Annotated in this window: 25 protein-coding genes; 9 read left to right on the top strand and 16 right to left on the bottom strand. The window is 67.1% G+C overall.

Annotated elements, in window-relative coordinates:
- Positions 1-33 precede the first annotated feature (33 nt).
- From AB5S05_RS07610 to zapE, 6 genes are all read left to right on the top strand, one after another.
- Complete coding sequence (locus tag AB5S05_RS07610; protein ID WP_369286900.1) at positions 34-939, top strand: LysR family transcriptional regulator; 906 nt, start codon at positions 34-36, stop codon at positions 937-939.
- A gap of 188 nt (positions 940-1,127) precedes the next feature.
- Complete coding sequence (locus AB5S05_RS07605; protein WP_369286899.1) at positions 1,128-2,849, top strand: hypothetical protein; 1,722 nt, start codon at positions 1,128-1,130, stop codon at positions 2,847-2,849.
- Positions 2,849-3,595 (top strand): DUF3726 domain-containing protein, encoded by a 747-nt coding sequence (locus tag AB5S05_RS07600; RefSeq protein ID WP_369286898.1) that lies wholly within the window; start codon positions 2,849-2,851, stop codon positions 3,593-3,595. The genes AB5S05_RS07605 and AB5S05_RS07600 overlap by 1 nt, the downstream gene beginning before the upstream one ends.
- Positions 3,596-3,621: 26 nt before the next feature.
- Positions 3,622-4,350: a TSUP family transporter gene (locus tag AB5S05_RS07595; RefSeq protein ID WP_369286897.1), complete on the top strand. Its 729-nt coding sequence runs from the start codon at positions 3,622-3,624 to the stop codon at positions 4,348-4,350.
- Between the two features lie 73 nt (positions 4,351-4,423).
- Positions 4,424-5,002, top strand: coding sequence for a DedA family protein (locus tag AB5S05_RS07590; protein WP_369286896.1), 579 nt, complete (start codon positions 4,424-4,426; stop codon positions 5,000-5,002).
- 86 nt (positions 5,003-5,088) lie between these two features.
- A complete protein-coding gene (gene zapE / locus AB5S05_RS07585) occupies positions 5,089-6,210 on the top strand; it encodes a cell division protein ZapE (protein ID WP_369286895.1) in 1,122 nt (373 codons plus the stop codon).
- 5 nt (positions 6,211-6,215) lie between these two features.
- Here zapE and AB5S05_RS07580 read toward each other — a convergent pair whose 3' ends face one another.
- From AB5S05_RS07580 to AB5S05_RS07530, 11 genes are all read right to left on the bottom strand, one after another.
- Positions 6,216-6,539, bottom strand: a complete 324-nt coding sequence (locus AB5S05_RS07580) for a DUF3392 domain-containing protein (RefSeq protein WP_369286894.1) — start codon at positions 6,537-6,539, stop codon at positions 6,216-6,218.
- A gap of 32 nt (positions 6,540-6,571) precedes the next feature.
- Entirely contained in the window at positions 6,572-7,732 is a 1,161-nt protein-coding gene (gene hemW, locus AB5S05_RS07575) for a radical SAM family heme chaperone HemW (protein WP_369286893.1), read from the bottom strand.
- Positions 7,729-8,325: an RdgB/HAM1 family non-canonical purine NTP pyrophosphatase gene (gene rdgB, locus AB5S05_RS07570; protein ID WP_369286892.1), complete on the bottom strand. Its 597-nt coding sequence runs from the start codon at positions 8,323-8,325 to the stop codon at positions 7,729-7,731. The genes hemW and rdgB overlap by 4 nt, the downstream gene beginning before the upstream one ends.
- Positions 8,322-8,741: a DUF4426 domain-containing protein gene (locus AB5S05_RS07565; RefSeq protein ID WP_369286891.1), complete on the bottom strand. Its 420-nt coding sequence runs from the start codon at positions 8,739-8,741 to the stop codon at positions 8,322-8,324. The genes rdgB and AB5S05_RS07565 overlap by 4 nt, the downstream gene beginning before the upstream one ends.
- A 37-nt stretch (positions 8,742-8,778) precedes the next feature.
- Positions 8,779-9,399 carry a methionine biosynthesis protein MetW gene (gene metW, locus AB5S05_RS07560; protein WP_369286890.1) on the bottom strand — a complete coding sequence of 207 codons (621 nt, stop codon included), beginning with the start codon at positions 9,397-9,399 and terminating at the stop codon, positions 8,779-8,781.
- 7 nt (positions 9,400-9,406) lie between these two features.
- Positions 9,407-10,546 (bottom strand): homoserine O-succinyltransferase MetX, encoded by a 1,140-nt coding sequence (metX, locus tag AB5S05_RS07555; protein WP_369286889.1) that lies wholly within the window; start codon positions 10,544-10,546, stop codon positions 9,407-9,409.
- A gap of 116 nt (positions 10,547-10,662) precedes the next feature.
- Positions 10,663-12,645 (bottom strand): dynamin family protein, encoded by a 1,983-nt coding sequence (locus tag AB5S05_RS07550; RefSeq protein WP_369286888.1) that lies wholly within the window; start codon positions 12,643-12,645, stop codon positions 10,663-10,665.
- Between the two features lie 171 nt (positions 12,646-12,816).
- Positions 12,817-13,113: a DUF167 family protein gene (locus AB5S05_RS07545; RefSeq protein ID WP_369286887.1), complete on the bottom strand. Its 297-nt coding sequence runs from the start codon at positions 13,111-13,113 to the stop codon at positions 12,817-12,819.
- Positions 13,114-13,126: 13 nt separating this feature from the next.
- Positions 13,127-13,717 carry a YggT family protein gene (locus AB5S05_RS07540; RefSeq protein ID WP_369286886.1) on the bottom strand — a complete coding sequence of 197 codons (591 nt, stop codon included), beginning with the start codon at positions 13,715-13,717 and terminating at the stop codon, positions 13,127-13,129.
- 11 nt (positions 13,718-13,728) lie between these two features.
- Complete coding sequence (gene proC / locus AB5S05_RS07535; RefSeq protein WP_369286885.1) at positions 13,729-14,562, bottom strand: pyrroline-5-carboxylate reductase; 834 nt, start codon at positions 14,560-14,562, stop codon at positions 13,729-13,731.
- A gap of 39 nt (positions 14,563-14,601) precedes the next feature.
- Positions 14,602-15,282, bottom strand: a complete 681-nt coding sequence (locus tag AB5S05_RS07530; protein WP_369286884.1) for a YggS family pyridoxal phosphate-dependent enzyme — start codon at positions 15,280-15,282, stop codon at positions 14,602-14,604.
- 64 nt (positions 15,283-15,346) lie between these two features.
- Here AB5S05_RS07530 and pilT point away from each other — a divergent pair, with 64 nt between their 5' ends.
- The 3 genes from pilT (at position 15,347) to AB5S05_RS07515 (ending at position 18,135) form a co-directional block, all read left to right on the top strand.
- Positions 15,347-16,381 (top strand): type IV pilus twitching motility protein PilT, encoded by a 1,035-nt coding sequence (pilT, locus tag AB5S05_RS07525; protein WP_369286883.1) that lies wholly within the window; start codon positions 15,347-15,349, stop codon positions 16,379-16,381.
- Between the two features lie 102 nt (positions 16,382-16,483).
- On the top strand, positions 16,484-17,629 hold the full coding sequence (locus AB5S05_RS07520) for a PilT/PilU family type 4a pilus ATPase (RefSeq protein WP_369286882.1): 1,146 nt from the start codon (positions 16,484-16,486) through the stop codon (positions 17,627-17,629).
- A 104-nt stretch (positions 17,630-17,733) separates the two neighbouring features.
- Positions 17,734-18,135, top strand: coding sequence for an NINE protein (locus AB5S05_RS07515; RefSeq protein ID WP_369286881.1), 402 nt, complete (start codon positions 17,734-17,736; stop codon positions 18,133-18,135).
- 61 nt (positions 18,136-18,196) lie between these two features.
- Here the strand turns inward: AB5S05_RS07515 and AB5S05_RS07510 are convergent, their stop codons facing one another.
- From AB5S05_RS07510 to AB5S05_RS07490, 5 genes are all read right to left on the bottom strand, one after another.
- On the bottom strand, positions 18,197-19,468 hold the full coding sequence (locus AB5S05_RS07510; protein ID WP_369286880.1) for a dihydroorotase: 1,272 nt from the start codon (positions 19,466-19,468) through the stop codon (positions 18,197-18,199).
- Complete coding sequence (locus tag AB5S05_RS07505) at positions 19,468-20,478, bottom strand: aspartate carbamoyltransferase catalytic subunit (RefSeq protein ID WP_369286879.1); 1,011 nt, start codon at positions 20,476-20,478, stop codon at positions 19,468-19,470. The genes AB5S05_RS07510 and AB5S05_RS07505 overlap by 1 nt, the downstream gene beginning before the upstream one ends.
- A 154-nt stretch (positions 20,479-20,632) precedes the next feature.
- The gene (pyrR, locus tag AB5S05_RS07500) at positions 20,633-21,139 is read right to left on the bottom strand and encodes a bifunctional pyr operon transcriptional regulator/uracil phosphoribosyltransferase PyrR (RefSeq protein ID WP_369286878.1); all 507 of its coding nucleotides are present in this window, start codon (positions 21,137-21,139) and stop codon (positions 20,633-20,635) included.
- A gap of 29 nt (positions 21,140-21,168) precedes the next feature.
- A complete protein-coding gene (ruvX, locus tag AB5S05_RS07495) occupies positions 21,169-21,612 on the bottom strand; it encodes a Holliday junction resolvase RuvX (protein WP_369286877.1) in 444 nt (147 codons plus the stop codon).
- Positions 21,612-22,181, bottom strand: a complete 570-nt coding sequence (locus AB5S05_RS07490) for a YqgE/AlgH family protein (protein WP_369286876.1) — start codon at positions 22,179-22,181, stop codon at positions 21,612-21,614. The genes ruvX and AB5S05_RS07490 overlap by 1 nt, the downstream gene beginning before the upstream one ends.
- Positions 22,182-22,246: the final 65 nt, after the last annotated feature.

The raw sequence follows: 22,246 nt of genomic DNA, 5'->3' as shown, positions 1-22,246 counted from the left end.
GTAGTAACTATTGTTCGATAAGGAAAACTTACCGTGCTGCCTGACCTCAAGATCGTGCAACTGCGCCATTTCGTCTGGGTCGCCGAACTGCAGGGGTTCCATGCCGCCGCGGAGAAGGCGCACCGCACCCAACCGGCGATCTCGCTGTCGATCCGCGACCTGGAGGGCAAGCTCGGCCAGGCCCTGTTCGAGAAGCGCAACGCCCGTGCGGCGCGGCCGGAGCTGACCCCATTCGGCGTGCAGTTCATGGTCTACGCCAAGGAGCTGCTCGCCCACCACGACCGGGTGGTCAAGGACATGAGCCTGATCGCCCAGCACAAGTCCGGGCACCTGCGCATCGCCTCGGTGCCGTCGATCGCCAGCCGCCTGCTGCCGGACATCCTCACCCGCTTCATCGGTGACGCCACCGACCTGCACGTCAGCCTGTTCGACGACAGTTCCGAGGTGGTGCTGGGCATGGTCGAGAACCAGCAGGTGGATTTCGGTATCGCCAGCCTGTGGGAGGCGGAAAGCGACATCCAGTTCATTCCGATCTGGGAGGACAGCATCGGCGTGGTCTGCCGCAGCGACCATCGCCTGGCCGGCGAGGCGCAACTGAGCTGGCGCCAGTTGCGCGGCGAGCGCCTGATCGGCAACGGCACCTCGCGCCTGCTGGCCGGCAGCGAGGCGGAGGAGCTGGTGGCCGACTCGCAGTTCTTCATGTCCAACATGATTTCCCTGCTGGCCATGCTCGAGGCCGGCATGGGCATCACCACCCTGCCGCGCTTCGCCTTCCCGGCCGAGCATGGCCAGCTGCGCTTCATTCCGCTGAGCGACCCGCAGGTCAACCGTGACATCGGCATCGTCCGTCGCGCCGACCACTCGCTGCCGGTGGCGGCCCAGGCGCTGTTCGAGTTCATCCTGCGCGACAACGAACTGGATCCGGCAGACTGGTCATAGATGTCCTTAATCTGATCGAGTCGGCCATAAAGATAAGTTTCCCTTATCAGCTGATAGGCCGATCTGAATTGCCCAGTTCTCGACCTTGGACCACCATCGACGGCAGATAACAACAATCCGTCGCACCCCTGCAGGCCGCTGGCTGGCCGCAGTGTCAGGTGTGGCCTGCACCAGTCGAGGGCCCCTGTATGACTACTCCTTCCAGCATCGATCCCGCCATGCCCGGGGCGCAGGCGCTGCCCATGCGCCCGGCCGCCGTGGTCATGGACCTGGAGCGGCTCGGCAGCCTGCACCAGAGCCGGCTGAGTTTCATGCGCAGCCTGGTGCGCAAGGTCATGCGCGAGGGCTGGCGCATCGAGCCGCGGCGCTTCGAGCTGGATGCCGAGGGCTACGGCACGGTGATCTACCGGGTGCAGACCGAGGGCGACCTGTTCAGCTTCGTGCTGTTCTCCCAGTACCTGGCGCCGGAAAAGCGCAACGACCGGGTAATCGCCACCGAGTGGGACCTGACCATGGCCCTGTGCGAAGGCGAGGTGGACGAGGACTACGTCGAGTTCCTGCGGCGCAATGTGCCGTTGCAGGAGGCCGGGCGCCTGGATGCGCGGGTGCTGGTGCTGTCGCGGGCCAACCGCAGCGTGCGCAACTTCGACTCGGTGGTCGAGTCCCTGAGCGCCGGTCGCCAGCCCGAGGTCGAACAGATCGCCCGGGTCGGCTACCTGTACCGCACCACCGCGGTCTACGGCAGCGGCAAGCTGGGCATGGCCGACTGGGAGAAGGTCAGCGCCAAGCACCCGGACTTCGCCCGGCCCTACGCCGCCGAGATGTTCGTCTGCTACATGCTGCGCAACTTCAGCCTGCAGCAGGCCGAGCACATCGCCCGCCAGCGTGCGCCGCAGACCGCGGTGGCGCTGCAGCCGGCGCTCAAGCGCTATTTCGGCATCGGCAACTCCACGGGCCTGGGCATGGCGCCCTACCTGATCAACCATCCGCAGCTGGTCAGCCGCTGGATCGAGATGCGCGAGCTGGCGCTGGCACGGGTCTGCGGCCTCGGCCAGGTCACCGCCGAGCGTTTGGCCCGCCTGCAGGCGCTGGTCCAGCGCGGCATCGCGCACATCCAGCAGACCGTCACCGAAGATGAATGGCAGACCGGGCACAACCAGCAGGTGCTGGAGGACCTGGCCCGGCTGCAGGACTGGCTCGCCAGCCAGCCGCTGCAGAGCTGGGCGCAGCTGCAGCAATGGGCCGCGCGCATGCTCGGCCTGCAGGGCCAGGAGCTGCTCAACTGTATCCTGCTGGAGCTCTACCCCGAGCTGGTCGACGGTCTGGAGGATCGCCTGACCTTGGTCGAGAACCTCGAGTTGCAGCCGCAGATGCCGGCGCGCGAGCTGTGCGCCCTGATCGAGCAGCACTACGACTGGGCCCTGGCCATCGATTTCGACGCGGAGGGCGCCACCGAGACCTTCTGGTACCGCTCCGAGGAGAAGCAGGAGCCGCGCCTGGGCAACTGCAGCCTGGAGAGCGGCCGCGACAAGCAGATGCCGCTGGGCATCGGTTACCTGGTGCAGCGCTGCCATCGCCAGCTGCTGGCCTACCTGGCCGAGCAGCCGGAGCAATGCACCGCCAGCTTCCTGCTGCGCCATCCGGAGCAACGCGGCATCACCCGGCGCATCCAGAGCATGAGCCAGACCCGCTACGGCGAGATCCGCGCCAATCTGCTGGACCGCGAGGTGCTGCCGATGCACCTGCTGCGCTGCAAGCTGGCGTTCTTCGGTGTCAGCAAGTTCGATCCGCGCTCGCGTCTGTGGGTGCGCAACACCATGTTCCAGGGCGCGCCGCTGCTGGAGGATATCGGCCAGCCGTTCGAGGACGACTGGTTCTTGCCCCTGGCCCCGTCGCAGGAGAATTGCTGATGCTGATTTCGTCGAATGAACTGACCGCCCTGCTCAAGCGGGTGTTCGAGGGCATGGGCTACCCGGTGGGCTACTACGAGGACGCCGCCGCCCTGGTCAAGTGGTTGCAGGTGCATGGCGAGCAGGGCTTCGGCGAGCTGCAGCGCTCGCTGCCCTTCGTCGCCGACAGCCAGCGCCCGGCCCTGCAGGTGCTCGCCGAGGAGAGCCAGGCGCTGCTGGTCGATTGCCATGGCCGCAGCGCCCTGAACTGCCTGCCGAGCATCGTCGAGCTGGCCCAGACCAAGGTGCTGGAACAGGGCTGCGTCAACGTCAAGGTGCGCAACTGCCACAACCGCAAGTTCGTCCTCAAGCTGCTGGTCGACTGTGCCCGCCAGGGGATCAGCGTGCTGGCCTACTGGCAGAACGGCAAGCAGCCGGTCAGCGAGCATGTCGCCAGCATCGCCGCCGGCGCCGCCTACCCCAGCTACAGCGAGGCCCTGCTGGCCGACGCCAGTGCGGCCGATACCCAGACCCTGACCCTGCTGCTGAGCACCCGCATCGACCTGAGCGGCCAGCTGCACGGCAGCGCCGCCCCGCGCAGCGGCTATCGCCAGGTCGCCCCGGAGCAGTTCGCCCGCGCCGGCCAGAGCGCCCTGGAGGGCGGCATGGATATCGCCATCGAGCTGTGGCAACAGCTCAACCAGCTGGCCGAGGCGGTGCTGGTGGAGAACTCCGAGCAATCGCGCAGCGGCGCCGGCGGCCGCTAGGGCGTCGATTCGCGAACCAGGCGCCCATGGACTACGGCGGCGACGGCCTGGCCCTGCTGGTCGTGTTGCTCGCCAGCCTGGTGCAGGCCTGGCTGGGCATCGGCTTCGCCCTGCTGGGTGCGCCCCTGCTGTACCTGCTCGATCCCGCCTACGTGCCGGGCCCGGTGTTGCTGCTGGGCTTCGTCCTGGCCGCGTGCATGGCCGTCGGCAATCGCCAGGCCCTGGCCTGGCGCCGGCCGCTGCCGGCCATCCTCGCGCGCTTGCCCGGCGCCTGGTGCGGCGGCCTGCTGCTCGGCCTGCTGCCCGGCGCCTGGCTGGGCCTGTTGCTGGGCGCCTGCGTGCTGCTGGCGAGCCTGTCCAGCTACCGCTGGCTGGCGCTGTCGTGCAGCCCGCGCAACCTCGCCGTCGCCGGTTTCTGCTCGGGGTTGCTGGGCACCGCCACCGCCGTCGGCGGGCCGCCCATGGCACTGGTCTACCAGACGCGCAAGCGCCTCGACGGGCGCGATGAGCTGGCCGCCTTCTTCCTCCTGACCACGCCGATCTCGCTGCTGTTGCTGTTCCATCAGGACCGCCTGCCACTCGAGGTACTGGGCGCCAGCCTCAGGCTGGCACCGGCTGTGCTGGCCGGCTACGCCCTGGCGCGCCGGTTGGAGGGCCGTTTCGAGCGGCACAGTCCGCGGCAGGCACTGTTGTTGCTGTCGTTGCTGGCGGCCGGTGGACTGTTGCTGAACAGCCTGTGGCGACTGTGCGCCTAGGCGCCTCTGCGGGCTATGCTCAACGCCGAGGGGCGAAGGCGCCCGGCGCCAGGCGCGAATAGGGGGGCGAAGCATGTCGTTGACCCAGTTGCTTGCCGACTATGGCTACCTGGCGGTGTTCGTCGGCGCGCTGCTGGAAGGCGAGACCGTTCTGCTGCTGGCGGGCTTTGCCGCGCACCAGGGCTATCTGTCGCTGCCGCTGGTGTGTGTGATCGCCATGGTCGGCGGTACCCTGGGTGACCAGGCCTACTTCTTGCTCGGGCGGCGCTACGGCGAGTCCCTGCTGCGGCGCTTTCCGCGTTGGCTGCCGCGTGTGCGGCGGGTCGAGCAGCTGCTGCTGCGCTATCACGCGGGCCTCATCGTCGGCGTGCGCTTCATGTACGGTTTGCGTGTGGTCGGGCCCATCGCGATCGGCATGAGTGGCGTGCCGGTCTGGCGCTTCGTGCTGTTCAACCTGCTGGGTGCCGCGCTCTGGGCGCCCCTGGTCGCCGGGGTCGGCTACTTCTTCGGGCAAACGCTGCACTGGCTGTTCGCCGACCTCAAGCGGTACGAGGAGTGGGTGTTACTGGCGATAGTCTCCGGCGTGGTCGTGCACAGTCTGTTGCGTCGCCTCCTCAGGCGTCGGCGCGAACAGGCGAGCCGCAAGGAGTGATGGCACCCGACTGACCGCTGCCGCGTCCGGGCGAGCACGGGGTAAACTGCCGGCCCAGTTTCCGATTCGGTGGTTCAAGCAGCTGTATGGACGTGTTATCGCCGCTGGCGGCCTACCGACAGGCCGTCGAGCAGCAGGGCTTCGAGTCGGATGCGGCGCAGTGGCGCGCCGCGCAGGCGCTCGACGACTGTTATCAGGCCCTGCGCCGGCAGGGCGGTCAGCCGCCAAGCGGGGTCTATCTCTGGGGCCCGGTGGGGCGCGGCAAGACCTGGCTGATGGACCGCTTTCACCACAACCTGCGGGTACCGGCGCGACGTCAGCATTTCCATCACTTCATGAGCTGGGTGCATCGCCGCCTGTTCCAGCTGACCGGTACCGCCGACCCGCTGCAGGCACTGGCCCGCGAACTGGCCGACGAGGTGCGGGTGCTCTGTTTCGACGAGCTGTTCGTCAGCGACATCGGCGATGCGATGATCCTCGGCCGCCTGTTGCGGGCGATGTTCGAGCAGGGGGTGGTGCTGGTCGCCACGTCCAACCAGCCGCCGTCGCAGCTGTACGCCGAGGGTTTCAATCGCGAGCGTTTCCAGCCGGCGATCACCGCGATCGAGCGGCACATGCGGGTGGTCGCCATCGACGGCGGCCAGGACCACCGCCTGCATCCTGGCGTGGCCCGGCAGCGCTACTGGGTGACCGGCCCCGGTCAGGCCAGTACGGCCACGGCGCTGTTCGAGCGCCTGGCGGCGGGGAAGCCGACATCGGGCGCCGCGCTGGCGCTCGGCCAGCGCGCCCTGGCGGTGGTGCGGCAGAGTGCCGAGGTGCTCTGGTGCCGTTACGCCGAGCTGTGCGAGCAGCCGCTGTCGGCGCTGGACTTCATCGCCCTGTGCGATCGCTTCTCGGCCATCCTGATCAGCGAGGTGCCCTGTCTCGGCGGCCGCCAGCGGCCGGCGAAGATCGCCCGCGGTACCGAGGATGGGGTCGAGCGGGTGGCCGCCGGCGATCGCCAGCTGCCTGCGCTGGCGCCCCACGACGATGGCGTGCGGCGCTTCATCGCCCTGGTCGACGAGTGCTACGACCGCCGCGTGCCGCTGTACCTGGAGGCCCAGGTGCCGCTGGATGAGCTGTACACCGAGGGCTACCTGGCCTTCCCGTTCCGCCGCACCCTCAGCCGCCTGCGCGAGATGCAGCTGCAGCGCTTCGCCGGTGCCTAGCGCCGCTAGGTGCGGTCGGCCAGTACGCCGATCAGGAAGAACACCAGCAACAGCACCGGCGCCAGGGTGTAGTTGTTGAAGTGGCCCAGGCCCTGAGACAGTAAGGGCGTGAGAAAGACCATGGCCAGGCCATAGCCGACCGCGCAGACCAGCACGAAGATCAGGGTGCGCAGGAAGAAGTTGAGGTTGCCGATGGTGCGCTGCACCCAGGCGTTGATGCCCGGGCCGAACAGCACGAACAGGGTGGCCATGATGGCCAGGGAGATGTCGTACAGGTGGCCGCGGCTCCAGCGCGACAGGGTGGCGATCAGGTCGAGTAGCAGATCCATTCGGGGTCCTTAGCGAGATGCAGGGCTGCCGCTCAGGGCAGGAAATACTGCAGCAGGTCGTTGAGAAACAGCTGGCCCTCGCGGGTCGCGGCCAGGCGTGCCGGGTCGCCGTGCAGCAGGCCGCGCTCGACGGCCTGGCGGCGGGCCTCGGCCAGCTGGCTCAGCGGCAGGCCGGTGCGTTGAGTGAACAACTCGGCGGCGACGCCGTCCGTGAGGCGCAGCCCATTTATGAGAAACTCGAAGGGTAGCTCGTCCGCGGTGAGCACCCTTTGCCCGGCGCTGAAGCGCTTGCTCGGATCCAGGTAGTCCTTGGGCAGGCGGGTCTTCCAGCTGCGCTGGATGACGCCGGCCGGGCTGCTGAGCTTGGCGTGGGCGCCGGCGCCGATGCCGAGGAAGTCGCCGAAGGTCCAGTAGTTGAGGTTGTGCCGCGCCGCCTTGCCGGCCCGGGCATAGGCCGACACCTCGTACTGGCCGTAGCCGTGCTCGGCCAGCAGCGCCTGGCCGGCCTCCTGGATATCCCACAGGCAGTCGTCTTCGGGCAGGCTCGGCGGCTGGTTCCAGAACACCGTGTTCGGCTCCAGGGTCAGCTGGTACCAGGACAGGTGGGCCGGCCCCTGGTCAATGGCGGTGCGCAGGTCGCCGAGGGCGTCTTCGAGCGACTGCTCCGGCAGGCCGTGCATCAGGTCCAGGTTGAAGTTGTCGAAACCGGCGGCGCGCGCCATGTCGGCGGCGCGGATGGCCTCGTCGCCATCGTGGATGCGGCCCAGGGCCTTGAGTTTGGCCGCCTGGAAGCTCTGCACGCCGATCGACAGGCGATTGATGCCGAGCGCACGGTAGTCGCGGAACTTGGCCTGCTCGAAGGTGCCCGGGTTGGCTTCCAGGGTGATCTCGATATCGGCGGCGAAGGGTACGCGCCGTTCGACGCCCTGCAGCAGACGACCGAGCGCACCGGCCGAGAACAGGCTGGGGGTGCCGCCGCCGAAGAAGATCGAGCTCAGTTCGCGGCCGTGGACATGCGCGAGGTCGGCGTCCAGGTCGGCCAGCAGGGCCTTCACATAGTCCTCTTCCGGCAGCTGCGGCCCGGCGGCGTGGGAGTTGAAGTCGCAGTAGGGGCACTTCTTCACACACCAGGGGATGTGGATATAGAGCGCCAACGGGGGCAGGTGGAAGCCCCCGTGCGTGGCCGGGCTCATGCCAGTCCCAGCCGCTGCTTGAGCACCGCCATCGCGCGGGCGCGATGGCTCAGTCGGTTCTTCTCGATCGCCGGCAGCTCGGCGCTGGAGCAGTTGCGTTCGGGCACCCAGAACAGCGGGTCGTAGCCGAAGCCCTGCTCGCCCCGGGGCTCATGCAGGATGCTTCCGTGCCAGAGGCCCTCGCAGAGGATCGGCAACGGGTCCTCGGCATGCTGCAGCAGGGCCAGGGCGCAGACGAACTGGGCGCCGCGCCGATCATCAGGCACGTCCCTGAGCGCCTCGAGCAGCTTGGCGTTGTTCGCCGCATCGCCCTGGCCATCGGCATAGCGCGCCGAGTAGATGCCGGGGGCGCCGCCGAGGAAGTCCACCGCCAGGCCGGAGTCGTCGGCCAGGGCCGGCAGACCGGACACGCGGGCGGCGTGACGGGCCTTGAGGATGGCGTTTTCGATGAAGGTCAGGCCGCTCTCGTGCGGCTCTTCGCTGCTGAACTCGGCGACCGAACGGACCTGCACCGCGTCGCCGAGCATGGCCTGGAGTTCCTTGAGTTTGCCGGCGTTATGGCTGGCGAGTACGAGTTGAGTGAGCGGCATCATTCGTCGGGGAAGAATTCCTGGCTGAAATCGAAACTGTGGGCGGTGCCGCCCTCAGCGGTGACATTGATGGTGAAGCGCAGCACCTCGCGTCCCTCGAAGGGGAACTGCGCCAGGTAGTAGATCGCCGAGCCTTCGGTGACCTGCTTGAACTTCAGCGGGTAGCTCTGGCCGATCAGGTTCTTGACCGCGCCCTCGACGCTGGCGCTGCTGGGCTGGCCGGCCTTGAGCACGGCGATGTTCACCACGCCCTGGCTCTTGCTGCGCACCAGGCCGGTGGCCGAGGCGATTTCCGGCTGCAGGAAGCTGGAGTTGAAGGCGCTGTAATGTACATCCAGGTCGCCGAAGCTCTGCTTGCGCTCGGCGAGGGCCGGCAGGCTAAGGCACAGGGCGATAAACACTAGGGCGAGGCGACGCATAACGGTTCTCCTGAAGGTGGGGGCGGAGGGCAGGGGCTCATGGGGTGCCCTGCAACTCCACGGCGCTGGGGCCGCTGACCCGGTAGATGCCAATCTCACCTAACAGATTAGGCCAAATTCGGCTGGCCCAGCCGTGGCGATGCTCGTGATCCACCGCCAGGCGGTCCATGACCCTGGCGTGCTGGGCGCGGCACAGGCGCTCGAAGTCGGCGAAGGTGCAGAAGTGGATGTTCGGCGTGTTGTACCAGGTGTAGGGCAGGAAGTCGGAGACCGGCATGCGTCCCTTGCTGGCCAGGTACCAGCGGCAGCGCCAGTGGCCGAAGTTGGGGAAGGTGATGATGCAGGTCTTGCCGATCCGCAGCATTTCGGCGAGCACCTTGTCGGGGAAGTGCAGGGCCTGCAGCGACTGGGTCATCACCACCACGTCGAAGCTGGCGCTGGCAAAATTGCCCAGGCCCTTGTCGAGGTTCTGCTCGATGACGTTGACGCCCTTGCCGACGCACTGGGCGATCTTCTCCGGGTCGATTTCCAGGCCGTAGCCGCTGACCTGCTTGTGTTCGCGCAACCAGGCCAGCAGCTCGCCGTCGCCGCAGCCGAGGTCGAGCACCCGGCTGCCGGCGGGGATCCATTCTTGGATGATGTCCAGATCGGCTCTCATGGCTGCCTCATACTGCGATTCGGTTCATGTAGCTGCTGAAGGCCTGCAGATAACGCGGGATCGGCATGAGAAAGGCGTCGTGACCCTGGGGGGCATCGATCTCCAGGTAGCAGACGTTCTTGCGCGCGGCGATCAGGGCGTCAACGATCTCCCGCGAGCGCGCCGGCGAGAAGCGCCAGTCGGTAGTGAAGGAGAATACGCAGAAGTCCGCCGTGGCCGTGGCCAGGGTCTTGGCCAGGTCGCCGTCGTGGCTGGCGGCCGGGTCGAAGTAGTCCAGCGCCTTGGTCATCAGCAGGTAGGTGTTGGCGTCGAAACGGCCGGAGAACTCCTCGCCCTGATAGCGCAGGTAGCTCTCGACCTGGAACTCGACGCTGTGGAAGTCGTAGTTGAGCTTCTCGCTCTTCAGGCCGCGGCCGAATTTCTCGCCCATGGCGTCATCCGACAGGTAGGTGATGTGGCCGACCATGCGCGCCAGCATCAGACCGCGCTTGGGAATCACCCCCTGTTCCTGGAAATGCCCGCCGTGGAATTCCGGGTCGGTGAGAATGGCCTGACGTGCCACTTCGTTGAAGGCGATGTTCTGCGCCGACAGCTTGGGCGCCGAGGCGATCGCCAGGCAGTGGCGCACACGCTCGGGGTAGCTGATGGTCCACTGCATGGCCTGCATGCCGCCCAGACTGCCGCCGACCACCGCGGCCCATTGCGCAATGCCCAGGGCGTCGGCCAGGCGTGCCTGGCTGTGTACCCAGTCTTCCACGGTCATCACCGGGAAATCCGCGCCGTACGGCTTGCCGGTCGCCGGGTTGAGGCTGGACGGTCCGGTCGAGCCGTTGCAGCCGCCGAGATTGTTCAGGCTGACGACGAAGAACCTGTTGGTGTCGATGGCCTTGCCGGGACCGATGCAGCTGTCCCACCAGCCCGGCTTGCGGTCCTCGGCACTGTGGTAACCGGCGGCGTGGTGGTGGCCGGACAGCGCGTGACAGATCAGCACCGCATTGCTGCGCGCCGCGTTGAGCTCGCCGTAGGTCTCGAAGATCAGCTGGTAGTCGGCCAGGCTGCGCCCACAGGCCAGCGCCAGCGGCTCGGCGAACTGCAGCAGCTGGGGGGTGACCAGGCCTACGGAGTCGTGGGGAAAGGCAGTCGGCATCGGCCCTGCTCGCGAAAGGGGTAGAAAAGGAAAGTCCAGCAGTCTAAAGAGCGCCGCCCCGTGCGGCAAGCACGAGGGCGCCGGGCCTGAGCGGGGCGTCTGGCGGTCTGCTCAGACTACTCGCCGATGCTCTGCGCACGGGTCATGCCCGGCAGCTGGACCACCTTGCCCTGACGCTGGATCGGGGCCGGCCGGCGCAGGGCGCGGAGCATCTCGCCGGCCTCGCCCAGCTGGCGCTCCAGCTCGGCGCAGTAGCGCGCCAGTTGATGGCTGCGCGCGCGACTCTGCTGGGTCTGCTGGGCCAGGGTCTTGAGCCTGAGCATGTGCGTCTCCAGCAGCTGCTTGTGTTCCAGGCTGTGCTGAATCAGCGGCATCAGCGCCTCGCCGGACCACTGTCCGGCCTCCTGGCGCAGGCGCTGGTGCAGGCCGATCACTTCCTGCACCAGGGTGGCGAAGAAGCGCCGGGTCAGGCTGCGCTGCTCGGTGAGCAGGGTCTTGAGGTGCCGGCGGAACTGGTCGGCCTTGCCCTGCAGCAGCTTGAGTTCGCGGCGGTAGCGCTCGAGGTTGAATTGCGGCGCGTCGACGCCGTGCAGCGGGTTGTCCTGGTTATGCCGGCGGTAGATGGCGGCGACCATGGTGTTGGCCATCTCGATCTCGTGGCCGAGGCTGTCCAGGTCGTGCTCCAGCGCGCGGAAGAAGTGCAGGATCGCCTGGTTGATGCCCAGGGTGGTCCAGCTGCCGGTGAGGTTCTGGCGCACCTTGCGCAGGTGTTCGTCGAGGCGTTCGGGGCGCACGGCGTTGCGCAGCAGCTCGCCCTGGCGCTTGAGCAGGCGCTGGTTGGTCTTCAGCCCGAGCAGGCGCTTGTGGTGCTGGTTGTGGTCTTCCTTGGTCTTGGCGGTCAGCTCAAACAGCAGCTGGCCGTTGTCCTGTTGATGGTCGCTGAGCAGCGCCTGCTGCTGTTTGACCTTGTCCAGGCGCAGGCTGAGCGCCTGCTGGCTGTTGTGCAGCAGCGCCAATACCTGGCTGACCACGCTACGCTCGAGCAGCTGCTCCTTCTGCGCGACCAGGCGTTCGCAGAGCAGGTCTTCCAGCCGGGCCATCTGGCTGCGAGCAAGCAGACGCTGGTCCTTGCGCACCTTGGCCAGCAGCGCCTGCTTGGCCGACAGCGGCAGCACCTCGTCCGGCAGCAGGCCGAGCTGGCGGGCGGTGTCGGCCTGGATCTGGCGGATGCTGTGTTGCACGAAGGCCTCGCCGGCCAGGTCGTCCCAGAGCACGTCGATCTTGTTCAGCACGGCGTACAGGCAGGTGGGGGCGCCCTCGTCGAGTTGGCGAATGTGTTGCTGCCAGATGGCCATGTCGCTGGCACTGACCCCGCTGTCGGCCGACAGCAGGAAGAAGATCGCCTGGGCGTTGGGCAGCATCGACAGGGTCAGTTCCGGTTCGCTGCCCAAGGCGTTCAGGCCGGGGGTGTCGAGAATCCGCAGGCCCTGGCGCAGCAGCGGGTGATCGAAGTTGACCAGGGCGTGGCGCCAGGCCGGCACCAGCACCAGGCCGGGCTTGCCGGCGCCCTCCAGCATGTCGGGGTGAAAGCCCAGGGCAATCGCCTGCTCGACCGGCATCGGCTTGGTCTTGGCTACCTGGGCGAACGCCAGGGCCATGTTGGCCGGGTCGCTGGTGTCCAGCGGGATATTGACCCAGTGCCGAGGTACTCGCTTGAACTGGGCGATGCTGGTCGAGGTGCTGCGTGTCTCGATCGGCAGCAGGCGGATATAGGGGCGGGCCGAGCGGGGGTCGAAGAACAGCTCGGTGGGGCTCATGGTGGTGCGCCCGGCCTGGGAGGGCAGCATGCGCTGGCCGTATTCGGAGAAGAACAGGCCATTGATCAACTCGGTCTTGCCGCGGGAGAACTCGCCGACGAAGGCCAGGGTGATGTGGTCGGTGCGCAGCAGCTTGAGGGCGCGCTCGAGCCTGGCCTCGACCGCATCGGAGTTGAGCCGGTTGCTCGCCAGCCAGCTGCGATAGCGGGTGATCTCGCGTATCAGCTCGCGCTTCCAGGCGACATAGGCATCGACCTGCTGACCGAGACGTTCCATGCTCATCCTGGCTCTCCATTGGGTGCCTGCCGGGCGGGCAGTGCGCGGCTGTGCGCAAGGGATGTCGGCGAATGGGCGGCGGTTGCCGCTGTCGCGTCGTCGCGCGGGATGCCGGCATTATGCCGGTAGCGGAGGGGGCGTCAATTGGCCGCTGTCACAGTCCCGCCCTAAGGTCGCTCAGCAAGGCCGAATGGTCAGTTCGAGACACTCGGGCAAGCGTGCCGGGCGCTTGATGCGAACGCGCTTCTGGCGGCTCTGCTGGCCGCTTTCCAGGCTGACCTGGTGCTTGCTGACCGCGAACTCCGCGGCGAGGAAGGCCAGCAGCTGGGCATTGGCCTTGCCGTCCACGGGCGGCGCGCTGAGACGGATCTTCAGGCGCTCGCCGTGCAGCCCGGCGAATTCGTCGCGGCTGGCCTTGGGTTGCAGGTGGCAGGCGAGGACCAGGTCCTCGCCGTCCCAGCGGTAGAAACTCATGGACGGGCGAAGCTCAGACCGCCAGGCTCAGGCCCTGGTACATGCCGGTCATCACCGCCAGGTTGCGGATCACCAGCATGTCGATCAGGTTGAGGATCAGGAACGCCACGATCGGCGAGAAATCCAGTCCGCCCATGCTCGGCAGGATGCGCCGGATCGGCAGCAGCAGGGGTTCGCAGATCTGGTTGATCAGTTCCACGGCCGGGTTGTGGCTGCCCTGGGCGACCCAGGACAGGATCACGCTGATGATCAGGGCGAAGAAGAACACCTTGAGGAACAGCGCGGTGACGCCGATCACCGACCAGACCAGCAGCTGCACCGGGTTGCCGACGCCGAAGCCCATCAGCATCAGGGTCAGCGCCATCAGCAGCAGCTGCACCAGGATCGCCAGCACCAGCGAAGCCAGGTCGAGGCCGGCGAAGCTGGGGATGATCCGCCGCAGCGGCCGCAGCAGCGGCTGGGTGGCGCGCACGATGAACTGGCTGAGCGGGTTGTAGAAGTCCGCGCGCACCAGTTGCAGGATGAAGCGCAGCAATGCCACCAGAAGGTAGAGGCTGCCGATGGTTTGCAGGATGTAGACCGCTGCGGTATTGAGTCCGATCATCTTATCGCTCCTTATTGGCCCAGTTGTTCGGCCAGCTCCGCCGAGCGGCGGGCGGCGGCGTTCAGTGCCTGTTCGACCAGGGCTTCGAAACCGCCGGCCTGGAAGGTCTTGATCGCGGCCTCGGTGGTGCCGGCCGGCGAGGTCACCCGGCGCCGCAGTTCACTGGCGTCGACGTCGCTGGCGGTCGCCATGTGGGCGGCGCCCAGTGCCGTCTGCAGGGTCAGCCTGGCGGCGATGTCGCGCGGCAGGCCGAGCTTCTCGCCGGCGGCGGTCATGGCCTCGATCAGCAGGAAGAAGTAGGCCGGGCCACTGCCCGATACCGCAGTGACCGCGTCGATCAGGCGCTCCTCGTCCAGCCACAGGGCCAGGCCGACGGCGCCGAGCAGCTGCTCGGCCTGCCGGCGTTGCTCGGCCGAGACCCGGGCGTTGGCGTACAGGCCGCTGACGCCCTGGCGCAGCAGTGCCGGGGTATTGGGCATGCAGCGCACGATGGCGGGGGAAGCCTGGCCGGCCTGGCTGAGCCAGCCTTCCAGGCTGGCACAGGTGATGCCAGCGGCGATCGAGACGATCAGCTGGCCGTCGGCCAGGTGCTCGGCCAGCTCCAGGCAGACGGCCTTCATGACCTGGGGCTTGACCGCCAGGACGATGACGGCACTGCCCTGGATGGCCTCGGCATTGCTGGCGAAGGTTTCGATGCCGTGTTCTGCGCTGATCCTGGTGCGCTGTTCGGCGCCGTGGTCACTGGCGCGAATGGCGCTGGCCTCGACGCCCTGGGCGCGCAGGCCGCCGATCAGGCTGGCGGCCATGTTGCCGGCACCGATAAAGGCAATGCGGGGAGTGCTCATTAGAGGTTTCCTTCTATAGCGAGTCGAGTAGAACGGCGTCTAGGTATAGTCGCGTGCACCAAACAGGGCCGTGCCGATGCGCACCCAGGTCGCGCCCTCGGCGATGGCTGCCTCCAGGTCGTGGCTCATGCCCATGGACAGGCAGTCCAGCCCCAGGCCCAGGCCGTCGCGCAATTGGCGCAGGCGGGCGAAGGCGGCGTGTTGCGCCGCCGGGTCGTCGGTTGGTTCGGGAATGGCCATCAGGCCGCGTAGTCTCAGATTGGGCAGGCGGCTGACTGCCTGGGCCAGGGCCTGCAGTTCTTCCGGGCTGCAGCCGGACTTGCTGGCTTCACCACTGACGTTGACCTGCAGGCAGATATTCAGCGGTGGCAGCTGCGGCGGGCGTTGGGCGGACAGGCGTTCGGCGATCTTCAGCCGGTCGACCGAGTGCACCCAGGCGAAATGCTCGGCGAGGGCTCGGGTCTTGTTCGACTGAATGGGGCCGATGAAGTGCCAGGTCAGGGGCAGGTCGCTCAGTTCGCGCTGCTTTTCCAGGGCTTCCTGCAGGTAGTTTTCGCCGAAGTCGAGGAGGCCGGCGGCATGGGCCTGGCGCACCGCCGCGGCGGGTTTGGTTTTGCTCACCGCGAGCAGACCGATGGTCGCATAATCGCGTCCTGAGGCTTGCGCCGCCTCACGGATGCGCGCTCCGACCTTTGCAATATTCTCTGCTATCGTGGACATTACTCGCGCTCTGTAGCCCCGGCCAATCTGCGTTCGCGGCATTCTACCGTCATTAGGGAGTCCCATGGATATCACTGAGTTGCTTGCCTTCAGCGCCAAGCAAGGCGCGTCGGACCTGCACCTCTCTGCTGGTCTGCCGCCGATGATTCGCGTCGACGGCGATGTGCGCCGGATCAACCTGCCGGCCCTGGATCACAAGCAGGTGCATGCGCTGATCTACGACATCATGAACGACAAGCAGCGCAAGGACTTCGAAGAGTTCCTGGAGACCGACTTCTCCTTCGAGGTGCCCGGGGTGGCGCGCTTCCGGGTCAACGCCTTCAACCAGAACCGTGGTTCCGGCGCGGTATTCCGCACCATTCCTTCCAAGGTGCTGACCATGGAAGACCTGGGCATGGGCGAGGTGTTCCGCAAGATCACCGACGTGCCACGCGGCCTGGTGCTGGTCACCGGGCCGACCGGCTCGGGCAAGTCGACCACCCTGGCGGCCATGCTCGACTACCTCAACGGGACCAAGTATCACCATATCCTGACCATCGAAGACCCGATCGAATTCGTCCACGAGTCGAAGAAGTGCCTGGTCAACCAGCGCGAGGTGCACCGCGACACCCTGGGCTTCTCCGAGGCCCTGCGCTCGGCGCTGCGCGAAGACCCGGACATCATCCTGGTCGGCGAGATGCGCGACCTGGAGACCATCCGCCTGGCGCTGACCGCCGCGGAGACCGGTCACCTGGTGTTCGGCACCCTGCACACCACCTCGGCGGCCAAGACCATCGACCGGGTGGTCGACGTGTTCCCGGCCGAGGAGAAATCCATGGTCCGCTCGATGCTCTCCGAGTCCCTCCAGGCGGTGATCTCGCAGACCCTGCTGAAGAAGACCGGCGGGGGTCGGGTGGCCGCCCACGAGATCATGATCGGCACCCCGGCGATTCGTAACCTGATTCGCGAGGACAAGGTGGCGCAGATGTATTCGGCGATCCAGACCGGCGGCTCGCTGGGCATGCAGACCCTCGATGCCTGTCTCAAGGGCCTGGTGGCCAAGGGTCTGGTCAGTCGCGAGGTTGCCCGGGAAAAGTCCAAGAACCCGGACACCTTCTAAGCGGATTGTCCCGCCCCGCCGTGAGGCGGAGCGGGCTCCAGGCCGGGGGCGAGACACGCGCGCCTTCGGCCCCTTGTTTGCTGGCGCGTGAGCGAGACCCCCATGGAATTCGAGAAACTGCTGCGCCTGATGGTCGAAAAGGGCGGCTCCGACCTGTTCATCACCGCCGGCGTGCCGCCGTCGATGAAGGTCAACGGCAGGATCATGCCGGTCACCAAGAACCCGATGTCGCCGGAGCAGACCCGCGAGACGGTGCATGCGGTGATGAACGAGCAGCAACGCCGCGACTTCGCCGAGAACCACGAGTGCAACTTCGCCATCAGCGCTCGCGGCATCGGCCGCTTCCGGGTCAGCGCCTTCTACCAGCGCAATCTGGCCGGCATGGTGCTGCGCCGGATCGAGACCACCATCCCGACCCTGGACGAGCTCAAACTTCCGGAAATCCTCAAGAAGCTGGCGCTGACCAAGCGCGGGCTGGTGCTGTTCGTCGGCGCCACCGGGACCGGCAAGTCCACCTCGCTGGCGGCGATGATCGGCTACCGCAACAAGAACAGCAGCGGCCACATCATCTCCATCGAGGACCCGATCGAATATATCCACCAGCACCAGAACTGCATCGTCACCCAGCGCGAAGTCGGCATCGACACCGAGTCCTTCGAGGTGGCGCTGAAGAACACCCTGCGCCAGGCACCTGACGTCATCCTGATCGGCGAGGTGCGTACCCGCGAGACCATGGACCACGCCGTGGCCTTCGCCGAGACCGGTCACCTGTGCCTGGCGACCCTGCACGCCAACAACGCCAACCAGGCGCTGGACCGGATCATCAACTTCTTCCCCGCCGACCGGCAGAACCAGGTGTGGATGGACTTGTCGCTCAACCTCAAGGCGATCGTCGCCCAGCAGCTGATCCCGACTCCGGACGGCAAAGGCCGCCGCGCGGTGATCGAGGTGCTGATCAACACCCCGCTGGCCGCCGACCTGATCCGCAAGGGCGAGGTGCACGAACTCAAGGGCCTGATGAAGCGTTCCACCGACCTGGGCATGCAGACCTTCGACCAGGCGCTGTACAACCTCTACACCCAGGGCGAGATCACCTATGAGGACGCGCTGCTCTACGCCGACTCGGCCAACGACCTGCGCCTGCTGATCAAGCTCGGCTCCGAGTCCGATGGCGAACACCTGACGAGCTTGTCCCAAGGCCTGTCGCTGGAGGCTGGTGAGGAGGATCCGGGGCGGATTTTCCGCTGAGCGGGTTCGCGTGACGAGGCCCGCATGCGGGCTTCTCATCGCGCGCGAATGGCGGACGAGTCCGCGGGCTCGTCGACCGGGCATTGCAACGGGAGGTACAGGGCGTGGGCGCAAAACAGGATACCCACAGCAAGGTCATCGGTTACCTGCTGTGGATCTTCGGCTTTCTCGGTTCGCACCGGTTCTACTATGGCCGACCGGTGACCGGCACCATTTGGTTCTTCACCCTCGGTCTGCTGTTCGTCGGCTGGATCATCGACCTGTTCCTGATTCCCTCGATGGATCGCGAGGCCGATCTGCGCTTTACCGCCGGCGATATCGACTACAACGTCGCCTGGATCCTGCTGACCTTCCTCGGGGTATTCGGCGTGCACCGCATGTACCAGGACAAGTGGATCAGCGGGATCATCTACCTGCTCACTGGCGGCCTGTTCCTGATCGGCGTGCTCTACGACTTCTGGACCCTGAATGAACAGATCTCGCTGAAGAATGCCTCGGCTGATTGATCCCCCCCGGATACAACAAGCCCGCCGATTGGCGGGCTTGTTGTATCCGGGGTCCGGTGCGTCACGCCTGGTAGCTGATGCGCCCGTCGACCAGGGTGTAGCGCACGGCGCCCGGCAGGCAGTGGCCGATAAAGGGGCAGTTGGCGCCCTTGGAGTACCAGCTTTCTCCGGCCAGGGTCGAGGCCTGCGGGTCGAACAGCAGCAGGTCGGCGGGCGCGCCGACGGACAGACGTCCGGCCGGCAGGCGCAGGGCGTCGGCGGGCCCGAGGCTGAGGCGGGCGAGCAGGGTCGGCAGGTCGAGCAGGCCGTCTTGGACCAGGCTCATGGCCAGCGGCAGGAGCAGCTGGACGCTGCTGATGCCCGGCTCGGTGGCGCCGAAGGGCGCCAGCTTGGCGTCACGTTCATGGGGCTGGTGATGGCTGGCGATTGACCCGATCACCCCGCGTTTGACCGCCTCACGCAAGCCCTCGCGGTCGTCGCGCGAGCGCAGCGGCGGCTGCACGTGATAGAGGCTGGAGAAGCCCTGAAGCGCCTCGTCGGTGAGGATCAGCTGGTACAGCGCTACGTCGGCTGTCACCGGCAGGCCGCGGGCCTGGGCGTCGGCGATCAGCTGCGCGCCGCGGGCGGTCGTGAGCTGGCTGAAGTGGGCGCGCACGCCGGTCTGCTCGACCAGCAACAGGTCGCGGGCCAGGGCCACGGTTTCGGCGGTTTCCGGAATGCCCGGCAAACCGAGGAAACTGGCGGTGGCGCCTTCGTGGGCCAGGCCGCCTTCGGCCAGGTCATGATCCTGGGAGTGGAAGATCACCGTCAGGTCGAAGGTGGCCGCATACTCCAGGGCGCGGCGCAGGGTGCGGCTGTTGCGGAAGCTGTCCAGGCCGTTGCCGAAGGCGACGCAGCCGGCGTCGCGCAGGGCCACCAGTTCGGCCAGCTGTTCGCCGGCCAGATCCTTGCTCAGCGCGCCGATCGGGAAGACCTTGGCGTGGCCGGCTTCGCGGGCGCGATCGAGGATCAGTTCGGCCACCGCCGAGGTGTCTAGCGTCGGCTTGGTCTGCGGCGGGCAGCACAGGCTGGTGACGCCGCCAGCCGCGGCGGCCAGGGTCTCGCTGGCGATGCTGCCCTTGCGGCTGTAACCCGGCTCGCGCAGGGCGACGGACAGGTCGACCAGCCCGGGGGCGGCTACCAGGCCTCGGGCCTCGAGGGTCTTTTCCGCGTGAAAGGCGGCAGGCGCCTGGCCGATGGCGGCCAGTCGGCCGTCCTCGAGATAGAGGTCGGCGACCCGGTCGAGGCCGCTGCTCGGGTCAATGACGCGGGGGCCGAGGATTGCGGTACGCATCAGTTGGGCTCCTCGGAGTCTTGATTGAGTTGACGCTGGGCGGTCTGCCCGCTCATGGCCATGGACAGCACCGCCATGCGCACGGCGATGCCGTAGGTGACCTGGTTGAGAATGACCGACTGCGGGCCGTCGGCCACCGCCGACTCAATCTCCACGCCGCGATTGATCGGCCCCGGGTGCATCACCAGGGCGTCGGGCTTGGCCAGCGCCAGGCGTTGCTCGGTGAGGCCGAACAGGCGGTAGAACTCGCCTTCGCTGGGCAGCAGGCCGCCCTGCATGCGCTCGCGCTGCAGGCGCAGCATGATCACCACGTCGACGTCCGCAAGGCCGCTGGCCATGTCGCTGTAGACGGTCACCCCGTACTGCTCGATGCCCACCGGCAGCAGGGTCTTGGGCGCGATCACGCGGATATCCGGGCAGCCGAGGGTCTTGAGCGCCAGCATGTTCGAGCGCGCCACCCGCGAATGCAGGATATCGCCGACGATCGCCACCGAGAGGTTCTCGAAGCCGCCCTTGTGCCGGCGGATGGTTAGCATGTCGAGCATGCCTTGGGTCGGGTGGGCGTGACGGCCGTCGCCGCCGTTGATGATCGCCAGGTTCGGGCACACATGCTCGGCGATGAAGTGCGCGGCGCCGGAGTCGGCGTGGCGCACCACGAAGATGTCGGCGGCCATGGCTTCGAGGTTGCGCAGGGTGTCGAACAGGGTCTCGCCCTTGCTGGTCGAGCTGGTCGACACGTTGAGGCTGATGACGTCGGCGGACAGGCGCTGGGCGGCGAGTTCGAAGGTGGTGCGGGTGCGGGTGGAGTTCTCGAAGAACACGTTGCACACGGTCTTGCCGCGCAGCAGCGGGACCTTCTTCACTGCGCGGGCGCCGACTTCGAGGAAGGAGTCGGCGGTGTCGAGGATTTCCGTCAGCAGCTCGCGGGGCAGGCCGTCGAGTGAGAGGAAGTGGCGCAACTGGCCCTGGTCGTTCAGTTGCAGCGGGCGCTTGGCATCAATCGGCGTCATCGCAGGGGTCTCAGAAGGTTTTTCAAATGGTCTGCACTCGGTGATGCGGCGGTAAAAATGGCGGCGCACTGTTCATTTGCCATGCGCGAACTCCGCGGCCTCGGCCATTCTCGCCCGGCCTGGGCGTGGTTCGGCGCGGCGCAATGTCCCTGTTTCAGTTGGCAAGCGTCTGCAGATCGAGAATCAGCGGCGTGGGGCCGGACAATTTTACCCGCTGGTCGGCGGCCAGCGACAGGGTCGCGCCGACCACGTCGGGCCGGATCGGTAGCTCGCGGGCGTTCAGGTCGAGCAGGCTGACCAGGGTCACGCTGGCCGGACGGCCATAGTCGAACAGTTCATTGAGCGCCGCGCGGATGGTGCGGCCGCTCATCAGCACATCGTCGATCAGTACCAGGTGCTGGCCCTCGACCTCGAACGGCAGCTCCGAAGGCTGTACCTGCGGGTGCAGGCCGCTCTGGGTGAAGTCGTCGCGATAGAAGGAGACGTCCAGTATGCCCAAAGGATCGTCGCGACCGAGCTGCTCGAGCAGCGCCTGGGCGACCCAGACGCCGCCGGTGCGAATGCCGATGAAACGTGGCTCGTCGATTTGCCGCTGGTTGAGGTGGTCGATCAGGTCAGAAGCCATCTGCGGCAGCAGCTCGGCGGGATTGGGTAGACTCATCGGCAACTCCTGGTGAGCCGAGCCTGGGGTCAGGCCGGGGGGTGTTCGGTCAGCCAGCCTTCCAGCAGCAAGGCGGCAGCCAGGGCATCGACCGGGCGTTCGCGATACCCATCGGTCTGGCCCTGCTGCAGGCGCTGGCCCTTGGCTTCATAGGTGGTCAGGCGCTCGTCGTGGGTATGCACTGGCAGGTTGAAGCGGCCATGCAGGCGACGGGCGAATTTTTCCGCGCGGGCGCTCATCTCGCTGGCGCTGCCATCCATGTTCAGCGGCAGGCCCACGACTATGGCATCGGGCTGCCACTCGCGGATCAGTGCCTCGACCTTCTGCCAATCGGGTACGCCATTCTGCGCCTTGAGGATGCACAGTTCGCGGGCCTGGCCGGTGATGGCCTGGCCGACGGCGACGCCGATCTGCTTGCTGCCGTAATCGAAACCCAGCAGCAGGCGCAGCGGCTTGGCGCAGGCTTCGGCCATCAGGCGTGGCCGGCTTGCGAGGACAGCAGGCTGAGGTTGACCCCCAGGCGAGCGGCCGCCGCATTCAGGCGTTGGTCGAAGGGCAGATCGAAAAGGATGGCATTGTCGGCCGGGCAGGTCAGCCAGGCGTTGTCGGCCAGCTCGGTTTCCAGCTGGCCGGCGTCCCAGCCCGCGTAGCCGAGGGTGATCAGGTACTTGTCCGGACCGTTGCCGTCGGCGATGGCGAACAGCACGTCCTGGGAGGTCGACAGGCCCAGTTCGCCCAGCTCCAGGGTCGCCTGGAACTGCGGGCCGGCCGGGTGCAGGACAAACCCGCGGTCGGTCTGCACCGGACCGCCGGCGAAGATCGGCAGGTCCTGGCACTGCGCCGCGGGCTCCTCGTCCGGTCGCAGCTGCTCCAGCACGTCGGCCAGGTTGAGGCCGTTGGGGCGGTTGATCACCAGCCCCATGGCGCCTTGCTCGTTGTGCTCGACCAGGTAGATCACGGTGTGGGCGAAATGCGGATCGGCCATGTGCGGCATGGCGATCAGGAGGTGGTGCTTGAGGTAGCTCGGGCTGGCGTCTTTCATGTGTATTAGCTTAATGCCTGAAGCCCGGTGCTGGAAGTCGAAAGCACCGACAAGCGGCGCGCCGG

Origin of the sequence: Pseudomonas zhanjiangensis (genome assembly GCF_041027545.1) — a bacterium.
GTDB classification, from domain to species: Bacteria; Pseudomonadota; Gammaproteobacteria; order Pseudomonadales; family Pseudomonadaceae; genus Aquipseudomonas; species Aquipseudomonas zhanjiangensis.
This window is presented reverse-complemented; position numbering and strand designations above follow the sequence as displayed.